At 71.7% G+C, this 15,131-nt stretch carries 11 protein-coding genes; 9 read left to right on the top strand and 2 right to left on the bottom strand.

The window, feature by feature from the left end:
- The 5 genes from ACFVGO_RS12155 to ACFVGO_RS12135 form a co-directional block, all read left to right on the top strand.
- Positions 1 to 3,451 (top strand): multifunctional oxoglutarate decarboxylase/oxoglutarate dehydrogenase thiamine pyrophosphate-binding subunit/dihydrolipoyllysine-residue succinyltransferase subunit (locus ACFVGO_RS12155; protein ID WP_380631479.1); only part of this gene is annotated, 3,451 nt, incomplete at its 5' end.
- Positions 3,452 to 3,694: 243 nt separating this feature from the next.
- Positions 3,695 to 5,659: a serine/threonine-protein kinase gene (locus ACFVGO_RS12150; protein ID WP_380631477.1), complete on the top strand. Its 1,965-nt coding sequence runs from the start codon at positions 3,695 to 3,697 to the stop codon at positions 5,657 to 5,659.
- Between the two features lie 52 nt (positions 5,660 to 5,711).
- Positions 5,712 to 5,891 carry a DUF6104 family protein gene (locus ACFVGO_RS12145; protein WP_049649445.1) on the top strand — a complete coding sequence of 60 codons (180 nt, stop codon included), beginning with the start codon at positions 5,712 to 5,714 and terminating at the stop codon, positions 5,889 to 5,891.
- Positions 5,892 to 6,103: 212 nt separating this feature from the next.
- The gene (locus ACFVGO_RS12140; RefSeq protein ID WP_380631475.1) at positions 6,104 to 7,012 is read left to right on the top strand and encodes a DUF4097 domain-containing protein; all 909 of its coding nucleotides are present in this window, start codon (positions 6,104 to 6,106) and stop codon (positions 7,010 to 7,012) included.
- A 1-nt stretch (position 7,013) separates the two neighbouring features.
- The gene (locus ACFVGO_RS12135) at positions 7,014 to 8,054 is read left to right on the top strand and encodes a PadR family transcriptional regulator (RefSeq protein WP_359904484.1); all 1,041 of its coding nucleotides are present in this window, start codon (positions 7,014 to 7,016) and stop codon (positions 8,052 to 8,054) included.
- Positions 8,055 to 8,116: 62 nt separating this feature from the next.
- Here ACFVGO_RS12135 and ACFVGO_RS12130 read toward each other — a convergent pair whose 3' ends face one another.
- Positions 8,117 to 9,079, bottom strand: a complete 963-nt coding sequence (locus tag ACFVGO_RS12130; RefSeq protein WP_359904486.1) for a zinc-binding dehydrogenase — start codon at positions 9,077 to 9,079, stop codon at positions 8,117 to 8,119.
- A 98-nt stretch (positions 9,080 to 9,177) separates the two neighbouring features.
- Complete coding sequence (locus tag ACFVGO_RS12125; RefSeq protein WP_380358323.1) at positions 9,178 to 10,371, bottom strand: NADP-dependent malic enzyme; 1,194 nt, start codon at positions 10,369 to 10,371, stop codon at positions 9,178 to 9,180.
- Between the two features lie 584 nt (positions 10,372 to 10,955).
- Between ACFVGO_RS12125 and ACFVGO_RS12120 the strand changes: the two genes are divergently transcribed.
- From ACFVGO_RS12120 to ACFVGO_RS12105, 4 genes are all read left to right on the top strand, one after another.
- The gene (locus ACFVGO_RS12120) at positions 10,956 to 11,879 is read left to right on the top strand and encodes an ABC transporter substrate-binding protein (RefSeq protein ID WP_359904492.1); all 924 of its coding nucleotides are present in this window, start codon (positions 10,956 to 10,958) and stop codon (positions 11,877 to 11,879) included.
- A gap of 420 nt (positions 11,880 to 12,299) precedes the next feature.
- Positions 12,300 to 13,226 (top strand): ABC transporter substrate-binding protein, encoded by a 927-nt coding sequence (locus tag ACFVGO_RS12115; RefSeq protein ID WP_359904494.1) that lies wholly within the window; start codon positions 12,300 to 12,302, stop codon positions 13,224 to 13,226.
- A 37-nt stretch (positions 13,227 to 13,263) separates the two neighbouring features.
- Positions 13,264 to 14,238, top strand: coding sequence for an amino acid ABC transporter permease (locus tag ACFVGO_RS12110; RefSeq protein WP_359904497.1), 975 nt, complete (start codon positions 13,264 to 13,266; stop codon positions 14,236 to 14,238).
- Positions 14,235 to 15,038 (top strand): amino acid ABC transporter ATP-binding protein, encoded by an 804-nt coding sequence (locus ACFVGO_RS12105; RefSeq protein WP_359904500.1) that lies wholly within the window; start codon positions 14,235 to 14,237, stop codon positions 15,036 to 15,038. The genes ACFVGO_RS12110 and ACFVGO_RS12105 overlap by 4 nt, the downstream gene beginning before the upstream one ends.
- The last annotated feature ends 93 nt before the right edge of the window (positions 15,039 to 15,131 follow it).

Below are 15,131 nucleotides of genomic sequence, written 5' to 3'. Positions count from 1 at the left end.
GGCTCCGGCTCCGCTCGCCGCCGCGCCCGCCGCGCCCCCGGCTCCCAAGGCCGCCGCCCCGGCGCCGGCCGCGGCCGCCGCGACCGCCGGCCCCGAGCTGATCCAGCTGCGCGGCCCGGCGAAGGCCGTCGCCACCAACATGGACGCCTCGCTGGAGGTGCCGACCGCGACCTCGGTCCGCGCCGTGCCGGCGAAGCTGTTGATCGACAACCGCATCGTCATCAACAACCACCTGCAGCGCGCCCGCGGCGGCAAGGTCTCGTTCACCCACCTGATCGGCTACGCCCTGGTCCAGGCCATCAAGGCCGCCCCGGGCATGAACTACAGCTACAAGGTGGAGAACGGCAAGGCCTTCCTGGTCAAGCCGGAGCACGTCAACCTCGGTCTGGCCATCGACCTGGTCAAGCCGAACGGCGACCGCCAGCTGGTCGTCGCGGCCATCAAGAAGGCCGAGACGCTCGACTTCTTCGGCTTCTGGCAGGCCTACGAGGACATCGTCCGCCGGGCCCGCGCCAACAAGCTGACCATGGACGACTTCACCGGCGTCACGGTCTCGCTGACCAACCCCGGCGGCATCGGCACCGTGCACTCCGTGCCGCGCCTGATGCAGAACCAGGGCACCATCGTCGGCGTCGGCGCCATGGAGTACCCGGCCGAGTTCCAGGGCTCCGCCCCGGAGACCCTGTCCCGCCTGGGCGTCTCCAAGATCATGACGCTGACCTCGACCTACGACCACCGCGTCATCCAGGGCGCGGCGTCCGGCGAGTTCCTGCGCGAGATCCACCGCCTGCTGCTCGGCGAGAACGGCTTCTACGACGAGATCTTCGAGTCGCTGCGGATCCCGTACGAGCCGGTCCGCTGGGCGACCGACGTCGCCACCACCCACGACGACGAGGTCAACAAGACCGCCCGCGTCATGGAGCTGATCCACTCCTACCGGGTCCGCGGCCACCTGATGGCCGACACCGACCCGCTGGAGTACAAGCAGCGCAAGCACCCCGACCTGGACGTCACCACCCACGGCCTCACCCTGTGGGACCTGGAGCGCGAGTTCGCGGTCGGCGGTTTCGGCAGCCAGAAGATGATGAAGCTCCGCGACATCCTCGGCCTGCTGCGCAACACCTACTGCCGCACCGTCGGCATCGAGTACATGCACATCCAGGACCCGAAGCAGCGCAAGTGGCTGCAGGAGCGCCTGGAGAAGCCGTACGCGAAGCCCGAGCGCGAGGAGCAGCTGCGGATCCTGCGCCGGCTGAACTCGGCGGAGGCCTTCGAGACCTTCCTGCAGACCAAGTACGTCGGGCAGAAGCGCTTCTCGCTGGAGGGCGGTGAGTCGCTGATCGCACTGCTGGACGCGACCATCGACGCCGCCGCCGAGCACCGCCTCGACGAGGCCGTCATCGGCATGGCCCACCGCGGCCGCCTGAACGTGCTCGCCAACATCGTCGGCAAGCCGTACGGCAAGATCTTCGGCGAGTTCGAGGGCAACCTCGACCCGAAGTCGATGCACGGCTCCGGTGACGTCAAGTACCACCTGGGCTCCGAGGGCACCTTCACCGGCCTGGACGGCGAGACCATCAAGGTCTCGCTCGCCGCGAACCCCTCCCACCTGGAGACGGTCGACCCGGTCGTCGAGGGCATCGCCCGCGCCAAGCAGGACATCCTGGACCAGGGCGGCACCACCTTCCCGGTGCTGCCGATCCAGATCCACGGCGACGCGGCCTTCGCCGGCCAGGGCGTCGTCGCGGAGACCCTGAACATGTCGCAGCTGCGCGGCTACCGCACCGGCGGCACCGTGCACGTCGTGGTGAACAACCAGGTCGGCTTCACCGCCGCCCCGGCGTCCTCGCGCTCCTCGATGTACTGCACCGACGTGGCGCGCATGATCGAGGCCCCGATCTTCCACGTGAACGGCGACGACCCGGAGGCCGTGGTCCGCGTCGCGCGGCTCGCCTTCGAGTTCCGCCAGGAGTTCCACAAGGACGTGGTGATCGACCTCATCTGCTACCGCCGCCGCGGTCACAACGAGGCCGACAACCCGTCGTTCACCCAGCCGCTGATGTACGACCTGATCGACAAGAAGCGCTCGGTGCGCAAGCTGTACACCGAGGGCCTGATCGGTCGCGGCGACATCACCATGGAAGAGGCGGAGCAGGCGCTCCAGGACTTCCAGGGCCAGCTGGAGAAGGTCTTCGCCGAGGTCCGCGACGCGGCCCAGGCGCCGGCCGACACCACCACGGGCAAGCCGGTCGCCGACTTCCCGGTCTCCATCCAGACCGGCATCTCCCAGGAGATGGTCAAGCGGATCGCCGCCTCCCAGGTCAACCACCCGGACTGGCTGACCGTCCACCCGCGCCTGCTGCCGCAGCTCCAGCGCCGCGCCGGCTCCGTCGAGGACAACACCATCGACTGGGCGATGGGCGAGACCCTCGCCATCGGCTCGCTGCTCATGGAGGGCCACCCGGTCCGCCTGGCCGGCCAGGACAGCCGCCGCGGCACCTTCGGCCAGCGGCACGCCGTCCTGATCGACCGCAAGACCGGCGAGGACTACACCCCGCTGCAGTACCTCACCGAGGACCAGGCCCGCTACACCGTCTACGACAGCCTGCTGTCGGAGTACGCGGCCATGGGCTTCGAGTACGGCTACTCGCTGACCCGCCCGAACGCGCTGGTCATGTGGGAGGCGCAGTTCGGCGACTTCGTCAACGGCGCGCAGACCGTGGTGGACGAGTACATCGCCTCCGCCGAGCAGAAGTGGGGCCAGCACTCCGGCGTCACCCTGCTGCTGCCGCACGGCTACGAGGGCCAGGGCCCGGACCACTCGTCCGCCCGCCCGGAGCGCTTCCTCCAGCTGTGCGCGCAGAACAACATGACGGTCGCCATGCCGACCCTGCCGTCGAACTACTTCCACCTGCTGCGCTGGCAGGCGCACAACCCGCACCACAAGCCGCTGGTCGTCTTCACCCCGAAGTCGATGCTGCGTCTGAAGGCCGCGGCGAGTGCGACCGAGGAGTTCCTGTCCGGCTCGTTCCGCCCGGTCATCGGCGACTCCACCGTCGACCCGGCGCAGGTCCGCAAGGTGGTCATCACCGCCGGCAAGTTCTACTACGACCTGGCGGCCGCCCGCACCGAGCGCGGCGTCACCGACACCGCGATCGTCCGGGTCGAGCGGCTCTACCCGCTGCCGGTGGCCGAGCTCCAGGAGGAGCTGGCCCGCTACGGCGACAACGTCCAGTTCGTCTGGGCGCAGGAGGAGCCGGCCAACCAGGGCGCCTGGCCGTTCATCGCGATGAACCTGGTGGACCACCTCCAGGTCGTCATCGGCCGCACCGGCGGCGACGCCCGGCTGCGCCGGGTCGCCCGCACGGCGGCCTCGTCCCCGGCGGTCGGCTCGGCCAAGCGGCACGCCGCCGAGCAGCAGGCACTGGTCGAGGAGGTCTTCGCGCTCTGACGCGCCGAAGCCCCGCGGTCCGAAACGCCCGTGGCCCCGTCCTCCCCTTCGGGAGGGCGGGGCCACGGGCGTTGGTGCCCGCCGCCCGTTCGGTTCCAGCTCTGCAACCAATCCGGAACCGCCGTGCGCGGACTCCTGACGGATCGATAGGTTATGGCTCGCCGTCCGGCGACCGGGCGCCCGTCCACGCGCCCCGGCCGCCGCGGCCGTACCGCCTCACCGCTCTCCCAGGGGGATCACCGCATGACCGCCGACACGCCTCGGGACGCCGGAAAGCTTCCTCCGGTCTTCCAGCCGCTCCTCCCGGACGACCCCCGGGAGGTCGGCGGCTACCGGCTGTTCGCCCGGCTGGGCGCCGGCGGCATGGGCCGGGTCTACCTCTCCTACACCCCGGGCGGGCGCCCGGTGGCACTCAAGGTGGTGCGCCCGGAGTTCGCCGAGGACGGCGAGTTCCGCCGCCGCTTCGCCCAGGAGGTCAGCAGCGCCCAGCGCATCCACGGGCTCTACACCGCGCAGGTGATCGACTCCGGCGGCCTGGACGGCGACGCCCCCTGGCTGGTCACCGCGTACGTCCCGGGCCCGTCCCTGCAGCAGGTGGTGCGCGAGAACGGCGCCCTGCCGGTGCGCACCGTACTGCTGCTGATGGGCGGCATCGCCGAGGCCCTCCAGGCGATCCACAGCGTCGAGGTGGTCCACCGCGACCTCAAGCCCGCCAATGTGCTGGTCGCCGGGGACGGCCCGCGGGTGATCGACTTCGGCATCGCCCGGGCCGCCGACGCCACCGCGCTGACCGGCACCGGCTACCGGATCGGCTCCCCCGCCTTCATGTCCCCCGAGCAGGCCCAGGGCCGCCCGGTCACCCCGGCCACCGACGTCTTCGCGCTCGGCGCCCTGGCCGCGTACGTGGCCGGCGGCACCGCGCCGTTCGGCGACGGCCCGGACACCGCGGTGCTCTACCGGGTGGTGCACGAGGAGGCGGACCTCACCGCCGTCCCGGCGGACCTGCGCGAACTGATCCAGCGCTGCCTGGCGAAGTCCCCGGAGGACCGCCCCACACCCGCCGAGATCATCCAGGTCGCCCGCAACCACCCGGAGGTCGGCGGCCAGCTGCGGTTCGGCGACGACTGGCTGCCGCGCGAGGTCAGCACCGAGATCACCCGCCGCTCGGACCTCCCCAGGACCCCGCCGACCCCGCTGCCGGCCGCGCCCGCCACCCCGCCGACCCCGCTGCCAGCGATGCCGGCCGTTCCCCCGCCGCCCGCCGGCGCGCCGACCCACCCGGCCACCGCGGCCCACCCGCCGCAGCAGCCGGCGACGCCCCCGTCCGGCTTCGCGCCGCCGCCGGTCGGCTCGTACGGCGCCCCGCAGCCGCCCACCGAGTCGCCGACCGCACCGGTGCTGCCCACCCCGCCGACCGTCGGGTTCCACCGGCCGGAGCCGGCGTCCCACGACACCCCGCCGCCCGGCCCGGCGGTGACCGCCGCCCCGGCGCCCGCGCCCGCGCCCGCCCCGGAACCCGCGCCCGCGCCCGCGCCCGCGCCCGCGCGCAAGGGCGGGGTGTCCTGGAAGGTGCTGCTCACCGTCGCCCTGGTGATGGCGGTCGGCGGCACCGCGGGCGGTGTGGTGCTGATGAAGAAGCTGGACGACGGCAAGGGGTCGGCGGCCGGGCCGGCCCCCGAGGTCACCGTCACCAGGACCTCCGACCCGCTGCCGCCCGCGACCACCCCGGCGGCCCCCCAGAGCCAGAAGCCGAGCGCGGCCCCGACCACCCCCGCGCCCACGCCCACGCAGCCGTCCGCCTCCACGGCATCCGGGACCCCGCTGCCCGGCGGCGCCTACGTCGCGGTCTACACCGACCGGGAGCTCGGCTCGCCCGGCCACGACTACGGCTTCGAACTCGCGGCCGGCAAGGTGGGCCCGTCCGGGGGCTCGGCCACCTTCATGGACCCGGACAGCTCCGGCCCCAGGGTGGACACCGACTTCGACCGGTACATCAGCCGGGACGGCTCGCTCACCCCCGAGCAGTGCTCCTCGGCCATCGACCAGAACCCCACCGCCAAGCTCACCTGGGCGGACGTCCCGCCGGGGCGGGTGTTCTGCGTGCGCAACCGCAAGGACCGCAGCGTCGCGATCGTCAAGATGATCAGCCACGAGACGGGTACCGACGCGGTCCGCATCGCGCTGAGCTACTACCGCTACAACGGCTGATCGGCGCCGGACTATCCTGACCGGGTCAATCCCCATCGGACCGGAGCGAACCGTGTACTTCACCGACCGAGGCATCGAGGAACTGGAGAACCGGCGCGGCGAGGAGGAGGTCACCCTGGGGTGGCTGGCCGAGCAGCTGCGCACGTTCGTCGACCTCAACCCGGACTTCGAGGTCCCGGTCGAGCGGCTGGCCACCTGGCTGGCGCGGCTCGACGACGAGGACGACGAGTGACCCGGTGACGGCCGCCGCGAGGCCCGGGAGGCAACCGCCTCCCGGGCCTCGCGCGTGTTCGGGCACGGAGCCCCGCCGTCCCCGTAGGGGAGGTCTCGGGGACGGATCGGGGTCGGTATCGGGGGCCGGCACGCTTGACTCTGCCAGCACGCGATATATCGTCTTTAAAAGAGAACGCGATACATCGCGATCCGCGACGGGAGGCGGCAGAGATGAGCCAGTGGACGGTCGAGGACACCGAGAGGATCACCTTCGACGAGTCGGTGCGCACGCTGCACGTGCGGACCATCGAGGGCACGGTGAACGTGGTCGCGGCCGAGGGCCCGGCCCGCCTGGAGGTCACCGAGCTGGTCGGCGACCCCCTGCACGTGACCCTGGTGGACGGCGTCCTGACGGTCACCTACAAGGACATCAACAGCTGGGGCGAGTTCGGCGACTGGCTGAAGTCGGTCGGCTCGGTGAAGAACTTCTTCGGCTCCTTCAAGCGCAAGCGGATCGCCGGCGTGACCGTGACCGTCCCGGCCGACGTCGAGGTCAAGGTCAGCACCGTGTCGGCGCACGCCACCGTCAGCGGCGTCAGCGGGCACGTCTCGGTGCAGAGCGCCAACGGCGACACCACCCTCGCCGGGGTGACCGGCCGGATCGAGGCCAGTACCGTCACCGGCGACGTGGACGCCCAGGCGGTCGGCGGCCGGCTCAAGGTCAACACCGTCTCCGGGCAGCTCACCGTGATCGCCGGCACCGCCGACCGGATCCAGGCCAACACCGTCACCGGGGCCGTCACCCTGGACCTCGACGTGGCGGGTGAGACCGACGTCAAGGTCAACACCGTCAGCGGCGCGGTCGTGGTCCGGATCCCCTCGCTGGCCGACGCCACCGTCGAGGCCGGCTCCACCAGCGGCGACGTCTCCAGCACCTTCGAGGAGCTCCAGATGAGCAGCACCTGGGGCGCCAAGAAGATCTCCGGCCGGCTCGGCGAGGGCCGCGGCAGCCTCCACGTCACCACCGTCTCCGGCGCGGTGACCGTGCTGCGCCGCCCCGACTCGGAGGAGGAGGGCCCGGTGGTGGTCAAGGAGCTCCCGGCCGGCCCCGGCACCCCGAACCTCACCAAGGAGGCCTGAGATGACCCCCGTGTTCGGCCACGGCCGGCTCCGCCTCTACCTGCTGAAGCTGCTGGACGAGGCCCCCCGGCACGGCTACGAGGTCATCCGGCTGCTGGAGGAGCGGTTCCAGGGCCTGTACGCCCCTTCGGCCGGGACGGTCTACCCGCGGCTGGCCAAGCTGGAGCAGGAGGGCCTGGTCGCCCACAGCACCGAGGGCGGCCGCAAGGTGTACCGGCTGACCGACGCCGGACGCGCCGAACTCGAAGCCCGTCAGGTCGAGTTGGAGGAGCTGGAGGTGGAGATCCACGACTCCGTGGCCCAGCTCGCCGGGGCGATCCGCGAGGACGTCCGGGACAGCGCCAAGGACCTGCGCGAGGAGCTGTGGAACGCCGCGAAGCAGGCGCCCCGGCCGGAGCGCGCCGAGGGCGGGGACCCGTGGGCCGGGCCCTGGGGGGACAACGAGTCCTGGCAGCGCGCCAAGGAGGAGTTCGCCCAGTTCAAGCAGCAGGCCAAGGAGCAGGCCAAGCGCGCCCGGGAGCAGGAGAAGGCCGCCAAGGCCAAGGCGAAGGCCGCCGAGGCGGAGGCCCGCCGGCTGCGCGAGCAGGCCAAGGCCTCCCGCACCGCCGCGCAGCAGGAGGCGCTGCGGATCAAGCGGCGGGTCGAGCAGCAGGTGCGCGAGCACGCCGCGAAGGGCGACTGGCCGACCGGGCTGGCCGAGGGCCTCTCGGAGCTGACCAAGGGCCTGGCCGGGCTGGCCGACGCGGCCCGCTGGGGCCACGGTGCGCAGGAGGAGCCCTCCGGGTCCGCCGAGCGGATCACCGTGTCCCGGATCGACCTGGACAAGGACGGGCCGGCCGCGGACGCCGCGGCCGACCTGCCGCCGTGGGCCCGCACCGACCCGGCCGGGGACCCGGCCCGCGAGCTGGAGCGGCTGCTCGACCGCTTCCGCGACCAGGTCCGCGACGCGGCCCGGGACGGCGGGGTGAGCGCGGACAAGCTGGCCGAGGCCCGTACGGTGCTGGGCGCCGCGGGCGAGCGGCTGAAGCGGCTGCTCGGCTGAGCCGGCGGTCCTGAGGGTGACGGCCCGGTGCCCCTGTTCGGGGGCGCCGGGCCGCCGCGGCGTCAGGGGGTGAGGACGATCTTCCCGAAGACGTCGCCCCCGGCCAGCCGGGCGAAGCCGTCCCGGGCCTCGGTCAGCGGCAGCACCGAGTCGATCACCGGCCGGACGCCGGTGTTGGCGCAGAACGCGAGCAGTCCGGCCAGCTCCTCCTTGGTGCCCATGGTCGAGCCGACCACCTTGAGCTCCAGGAAGAAGATCCGGTTCAGCTCGGTGGAGCTCGGGTTGGGGCCGGAGGTGGCCCCGGAGATGACCACGGTGCCGCCCGGGCGCAGCGACTTCACCGAGTGCGACCAGGTCGCGGCGCCGACCGTCTCCAGCACGGCGTCCACCCGCTCGGGCAGCCGGGCGCCGCTCTCGAAGGCCGCGTCGGCACCGAGCTCCACCGCCCGGGCGCGCTTGGCCTCGTCCCGTCCGGTGACCCAGACCCGCAGGCCGGCCGCCTTGCCGAGGACGATCAGCGCGGTCGCCACTCCGCCGCCCGCGCCCTGCACCAGGACGGTGTCCCCGGGCTTGACCCCGGCGTTGGTGAACAGCATCCGGTAGGCCGTCAGCCAGGCAGTGGGCAGGCAGGCGGCCTCTTCGAAGCTCAGCCCGGCGGGCTTGGGCAGCAGGTTCCAGGTGGGCACCGCGACCCGCTGGGCGAAGGTGCCCTGGTAGCGCTCGGTCAGGATGGAGCGCGGCTCGTCCGGGCCGACCCCGTGGCCGCTCTGGCCGATCACCGAGTGCAGGACCACCTCGTTGCCGTGCTCGTCGACGCCGGCGGCGTCGCAGCCGAGGATCATCGGCAGCTTCTCGGCGGGCAGGCCTACCCCGCGCAGCGACCACAGGTCGTGGTGGTTGAGGCTGGCGGCCCGGACCGTGACCACGCTCCACCCGGGACGGGCCTGCGGCTCGGGGAGGTCGCCCAGTTCCAGCCCGCTCAGCGGGTCGGCGGCGTCGATACGTGCGGCGTAGGCAGCGAACATGCCCCGGACGATAGCCGCGACGGCCGGGGCCGGGAACCACGCGGAGGTGTGACGCGTGTCCCGGCCCCGGGCCGTTCGGCGGATGTCCGGTCGGATCGTCAGATCCGCGCCACGCCCTCCGCCCGGGCGGCCTCGGCGACGGCCTTGGTGACCGCCGGCGCGACGCGCTCGTCGAACGGCGAGGGGATGACCTTCTGCGGCGTCAGCTCGTCGGCCACGACGCCGGCCAGCGCCTTGGCGGCGGCGAGCTTCATGCCCTCGGTGATCCGGGAGGCGCGGACCTGGAGGGCGCCCGCGAAGATGCCCGGGAAGGCCAGCACGTTGTTGATCTGGTTCGGGAAGTCGCTGCGGCCGGTGGCGACCACGGCAGCGTACTTGTGCGCGACCTCGGGGTGGATCTCCGGGGTGGGGTTGGCCATCGCGAAGACGAACGCGCCCTCGGCCATGGTCGCGACGACCTCCTCCGGCACGGTGCCGCCGGAGACGCCGATGAACACGTCGGCGCCGGCCAGCGCGTCGGCCAGCGAGCCCTTGAGGCCGGTGCGGTTGGTCCGCCCGGCGATCTCGGCCTTGACGTCGGTGAGGTCGCCGCGGCCCTCGTGGACGACGCCCTTGCGGTCGCAGACCGCCACGTCGCCGATGCCGGCCGCGACCAGCATCTTGGCGATGGCGATGCCGGCCGCGCCGGCACCGGAGATGACGGCCCGCAGCGAGCCGATCTCACGGCCGGTCACCTTGGCGGCGTTCCACAGGGCGGCGGTGGTGACGATCGCGGTGCCGTGCTGGTCGTCGTGGAAGACCGGGATGTCCAGGGCCTCCTGGAGCCGGCGCTCGATCTCGAAGCAGCGGGGCGCGGAGATGTCCTCCAGGTTGACGCCGCCGAACGAGGGCGCCAGCCGGACCACGGTCTCGACGATCTCGTCGACCCCGGTGCAGGCGAGCGCGATCGGCACCGCGTCCACGCCGCCGAACTGCTTGAACAGGATCGCCTTGCCCTCCATCACGGGCAGCGAGGCCTGCGGGCCGATGTCGCCGAGGCCCAGCACCGCGGTGCCGTCGGTGACCACCGCGACGGTGTTGGCCTTCCAGGTGTAGTCGTTGACCAGCTCCGGCTGCTCGGCGATGGCCGTGCAGACCCGGGCGACACCGGGGGTGTAGGCGAGGGACAGGTCGTCCGCGTCGCGCACCGGGACGGTCGCCCGGATCTCCATCTTGCCGCCGCGGTGGAGCGCGAAAACCGCGTCGACCGGATCGTCGGTGTCCTGGGTGCTGCTGATGATCTCCGCTGCCACGATGACCTCTTCGTCATTGATCTGGCGAGGACGCGCGGCCGACGGGCAGGACGACCCGGCCGGAAACCGGAAACCGGGTACGCCGAAGCGGACCCGGGGTCAGGGTCGGGGCGCTGCCGTCGGGCGGCGCCCTCGGATGAGGGTTTTATGGGGTCTTGTGTTGTCCGCGTTGTGCTTCCGGGCCGAGCGTAGGTCGGACGAAGGCATCGCACCTATGCCTTTTCGTCCTCGTCACGTGCGGTTCATCGCCGTGCCGTCGCGTCACAGGGCCCGGCGTCGGAAGCGCCGGGCACCGGCGGCGGCAACGGCATGAGCGCACGCGCACCCGCAGGAGTGAACGCAGATCCGAAGGGGAGTCGGCGCCCCGGATACGGAGCCGCGTGAGGACTTCCGTTCCCGGGCACCCCGAGCCTGTCGGGGCTCGTCGGTCTGGTTCGAGCGTTCGGGGGTCACCCGGTAACGAATTCTGACACACCCGCCGCCGGGCCCGGCAGGCCGGGATGGCAGGATCGCTTGTCCGCCATTTCGCGTACACCCGCGCGACACCGTGGCGGCCGCTCGTCCCTCCCACAGGAGCCTCCCTCATGCTTCACGTCCGCCATGCCCGTCGTCCGATACCGGCCGCCGCCGCCCTGGCCACCGCCGGTGCCCTGCTGCTGACCGGCTGCGGCGGCGGGCAGGCCGCCTCGGACGACCCGGTCAAGGACCTCCGCGGCAAGCTGCCGAACGCCCAGCGGACGGCCGGGGCGCTGCGGGTCGGCATGGACGTCAACTACGCCCCGGTGGAGTACCGCGGCCCGGACGGCAAGCCGGCCGGCCTCGACCCGGAGCTCGCCGCCGCCCTGGGCCGGATCCTCGACCTGCGGGTCGAGTTCGTCGACACCCCCTTCGACAAGCTGGTGCCGAACCTCCAGGCCAAGCAGTACGACGTGGCGATGTCGGCGCTCAGCGACACCCGCCAGCGCCGCGACGCCCTGGACGAGAACGGCAAGCAGACCGGCCCCGGCGTGGACTTCGTGGACTACTTCATCGCCGGCACCTCGATCGTCGTCCCGAAGGGCAACCCCAAGGGGATCAAGGGCCTGGACGACCTGTGCGGCAGGACCGTCGCGCTCCAGCAGGGCACCACCCAGGACGAGATCGTCACCCGCCAGGTGGCCGTCTGCGCCCGGGCCGGCCGCCCGCTGACCCCCCACAAGCTGGACAGCGACACCAAGGCGCTGGCCGAGGTCGCCTCCGGCGCCGCCGCGGCCGGCCTGAACGACTTCCCGGTGGCCGCCTACGCGGCGAAGACCACCGACGGCGGCGGCCGCTTCGAGGTGACCGGCGGGCAGTCCACCTCCAACCCGTACGGGATCGCGGTGCGCAAGGACGACGGGCAGCTGCGCGACGTGCTGGCCAAGGCGATCGACCAGCTGATCCGCAGCGGCGAGTACGACAAGATCCTGGCCAAGTGGAACGTGAGCGCCGGCGCGGCGCAGAACGCGGTGGTCAACGGGGGCATCTGATCCGGCGGGCGACGGGCGCCGGGTGCGGCACGGACCGGTCTGCATACGTATGCGCAGGGTGACAGGGGCGCGGAATAAGTCCGAATAGCGGACAGTGCGACCCCTCGTTATCCGATTTTGATCTGGATGAGGGCCACCTGACTGTCATCAGATGGCAGGATTCCCCCCATCTCGGATCGAGCCGGCCACTGGTCGAGGCCGTCCGGTCAACGTCCACCTCGGCGGAGGGTGGCGGAAGCAGTACCGCGTACGACCCCGGGCGGCTCCCCCCGCGCCCGGGAAACTGCACGACCCGGCCTGCACGTACGACGACGTACGGCGACACGCACCCGTACCGAGCCGCGCGGCTCGCCGGTCCGGTGCGCCGCTCCCGCGGCGCGCTCCGCCCGACCTCTCTCCCCCAGGATGGAGATCCCCCTCATGACCACCCGTACCCAGCGCAGCCGGCTCCTCGCAGCCGGTGTGGTCGCCGCGTCGGTCTCCCTCGTGCTGACCGGCTGCAGCAGCAGCAAGAGCGACGGCGGCGGCGCCCCCAACGCCTCCGCCACCGTCAACGAGGTCAAGGCCGACCCCAAGCTGGCCTCGCTCGTCCCGGAGGACGTCAAGTCCGCCGGCAAGATCGTCGTGGGCGCGGACGCCTCGTACGCCCCGGACGAGTTCAAGGACGACAGCGGCAAGATCATCGGCATGGACGTCGACCTGGCCAACGCCATCGCCGCCAAGCTCGGGCTGAAGGCCGAGGTCCAGGACTCCGGCTTCACCGCGATCATCCCCGGCATCCAGTCGAACAAGTTCCAGCTCGGCATGTCGTCCTTCACGGACAACAAGGAGCGCGAGCAGATCGTCGACATGGTCACCTACTTCAACTCCGGCAGCGCCGTCGCGGTGAAGAAGGGCAACCCGGAGAAGGTCGACCCGAAGGACCTCTGCGGCAAGAAGATCGCCGTCCAGACCGGCACCACCCAGGCCGACGAGATCAAGGACACCCGCGACCCCGACTGCGCCAAGGCCGGCAAGCCGGGCATCCCGAACGGGGGCGACAAGTTCGACCTCCAGACGGACGTCACCAACGCCGTGGTGTCCGGGCGCGACCAGGCGATGATGGCCGACTCCCAGGTGATCGACTACGCGATCAAGCAGTCCGGCGGCCAGCTGGAGAAGGTCGGCGAGACCTACGGCACGGCCCCCTACGGTGTCGCCCTGGCCAAGGGCTCCAAGCTGACCCCGGCCGTCCAGGGCGCCGTCCAGTCGCTGATCGACGACGGCACCTACAAGCAGATCCTCACCAAGTGGGGCGTCGAGGCCGGCGCCATCTCCACGTCGGCCGTCAACGGTGCCGTCAGCTGACCCTCGTACGCTCCATCTTCTCCCCCGAGGCCACACCGTGAACTCTTTGGACAAGGGGACGGCGGAGAAGGGGCGGCCTGACATCATCAAGGCCGTCCCCGTCCGCCACCCCGGACGCTGGGCGGGCGCCGTCGTCATCGCCCTGCTCGCGGCGATGCTGCTGAGCGCCCTCCTCACCAACCCCGCTTTCAAGTGGGACATCGTCGGTCAGTACCTGTTCCACGACAGCATCATGCACGGCCTGCTGGTGACGCTGGAACTGACCGTGCTCGCCATGCTCATGGGTGTGGTCGGCGGCATCATCCTCGCGGTGATGCGCCTGTCCCCGAACCCGCTGCTGGCCGGCGTCGCGTGGGTCTACATCTGGATCTTCCGCGGCACCCCGGTGCTGGTGCAGCTGGTGTTCTGGAACTTCCTCGGCCTGATCTGGGCCAAGCTGTCGATCGGCGTCCCGTGGGGGCCCGAGTTCTGGTCCGAGCAGACCAACGTGCTGATCCCGACCTTCGTCGCCGCACTGCTGGGCCTCGGCCTCAACGAGGCCGCCTACATGGCGGAGATCGTCCGCGGCGGCATCCAGTCGGTGGACGAGGGCCAGAGCGAGGCCGCGCACGCGCTCGGCATGAGCCGGTTCCAGACCATGCGCCGGATCGTCCTGCCGCAGGCCATGCGGGTGATCATCCCGCCGACCGGCAACGAGACCATCTCGATGCTCAAGACCACCTCGCTGGTCTCCGTGATCTCCCTGGAGGAGATCTTCCGGGCCGGCCAGGTCATCTACTCCCGGAACTACCAGAACATCCCGCTGCTGATCGTGGTCAGCCTCTGGTACCTGTTCTTCACCTCGGTGCTGACCATCGGCCAGTACTACATCGAGCGCCACTACGCCCGAGGCTCCAACCGCACCCTCCCGCCCACCCCGCTGCAGCGACTGCGGGGCCTGTTCGCCGGGAAGCCCGCCCCGAGGACGACCGCCGACGTCGTCCCGGGGATCGAGGGAGGTGGTCACGCATGACCGATCTGACCAAGACCCCCGCCGACGCCGCGGCCCCGGCCGAGCCCATGGTCCGCGCCGAGAACGTGCACAAGTCCTACGGCCCGGTCGAGGTGCTCAAGGGCATCGACCTGGAGGTGGCGAAGGGCGAGGTGTTCTGCCTGATCGGCCCCTCCGGCTCCGGCAAGTCGACCTTCCTGCGGTGCATCAACCACCTGGAGAAGATCAACGGCGGCCGCCTCTGGGTGGACGGCGAGCTGGTCGGCTACCAGCAGAAGGGCGACCGGCTGCACGAGCTCAAGGACCGCGAGGTCGCCCTCAAGCGGCGCGACATCGGCATGGTCTTCCAGCGCTTCAACCTGTTCCCGCACATGACCGCCGTCGAGAACGTCATGGAGGCGCCGGTCCAGGTCAAGGGCGAGAGCAGGGCCGACGCCCGCGAGCGCGGCATGGTCCTGCTGGAGCGGGTCGGCCTCGCCGACAAGGCGAAGAACTACCCCTCGCAGCTCTCCGGCGGCCAGCAGCAGCGCGTGGCGATCGCCCGCGCGCTGGCCATGAAGCCCAAGCTGATGCTCTTCGACGAGCCGACCTCCGCGCTCGACCCGGAGTTGGTCGGCGACGTCCTCGACGTCATGCGCGGCCTCGCCGAGGAGGGCATGACCATGGTGGTCGTCACCCACGAGATGGGTTTCGCCCGCGAGGTCGGCGACGCGCTGGTGTTCATGGACGGCGGTGTGGTGGTCGAGTCCGGCAACCCCCGCGAGGTGCTCACCAATCCCCAGCACGAGCGCACCAGGGCCTTCCTGTCCAAGGTGCTCTGAGCCCGTACCGGTGGGGGGCCGAAAGGGGGGCCTCCCTGGGGGCCAGGACCTCCCCCCACCGGAAGGAAAAGAACAGACCCACCAGGCTAGGGG

Source organism: Kitasatospora sp. NPDC057738, assembly GCF_042798815.1.
GTDB lineage: Bacteria > Actinomycetota > Actinomycetes > Streptomycetales > Streptomycetaceae > Kitasatospora > Kitasatospora lactacystinica.
The sequence above is the reverse complement of the archived record's forward strand: the minus strand, read 5'-3'. Positions and strand labels throughout refer to the sequence as shown.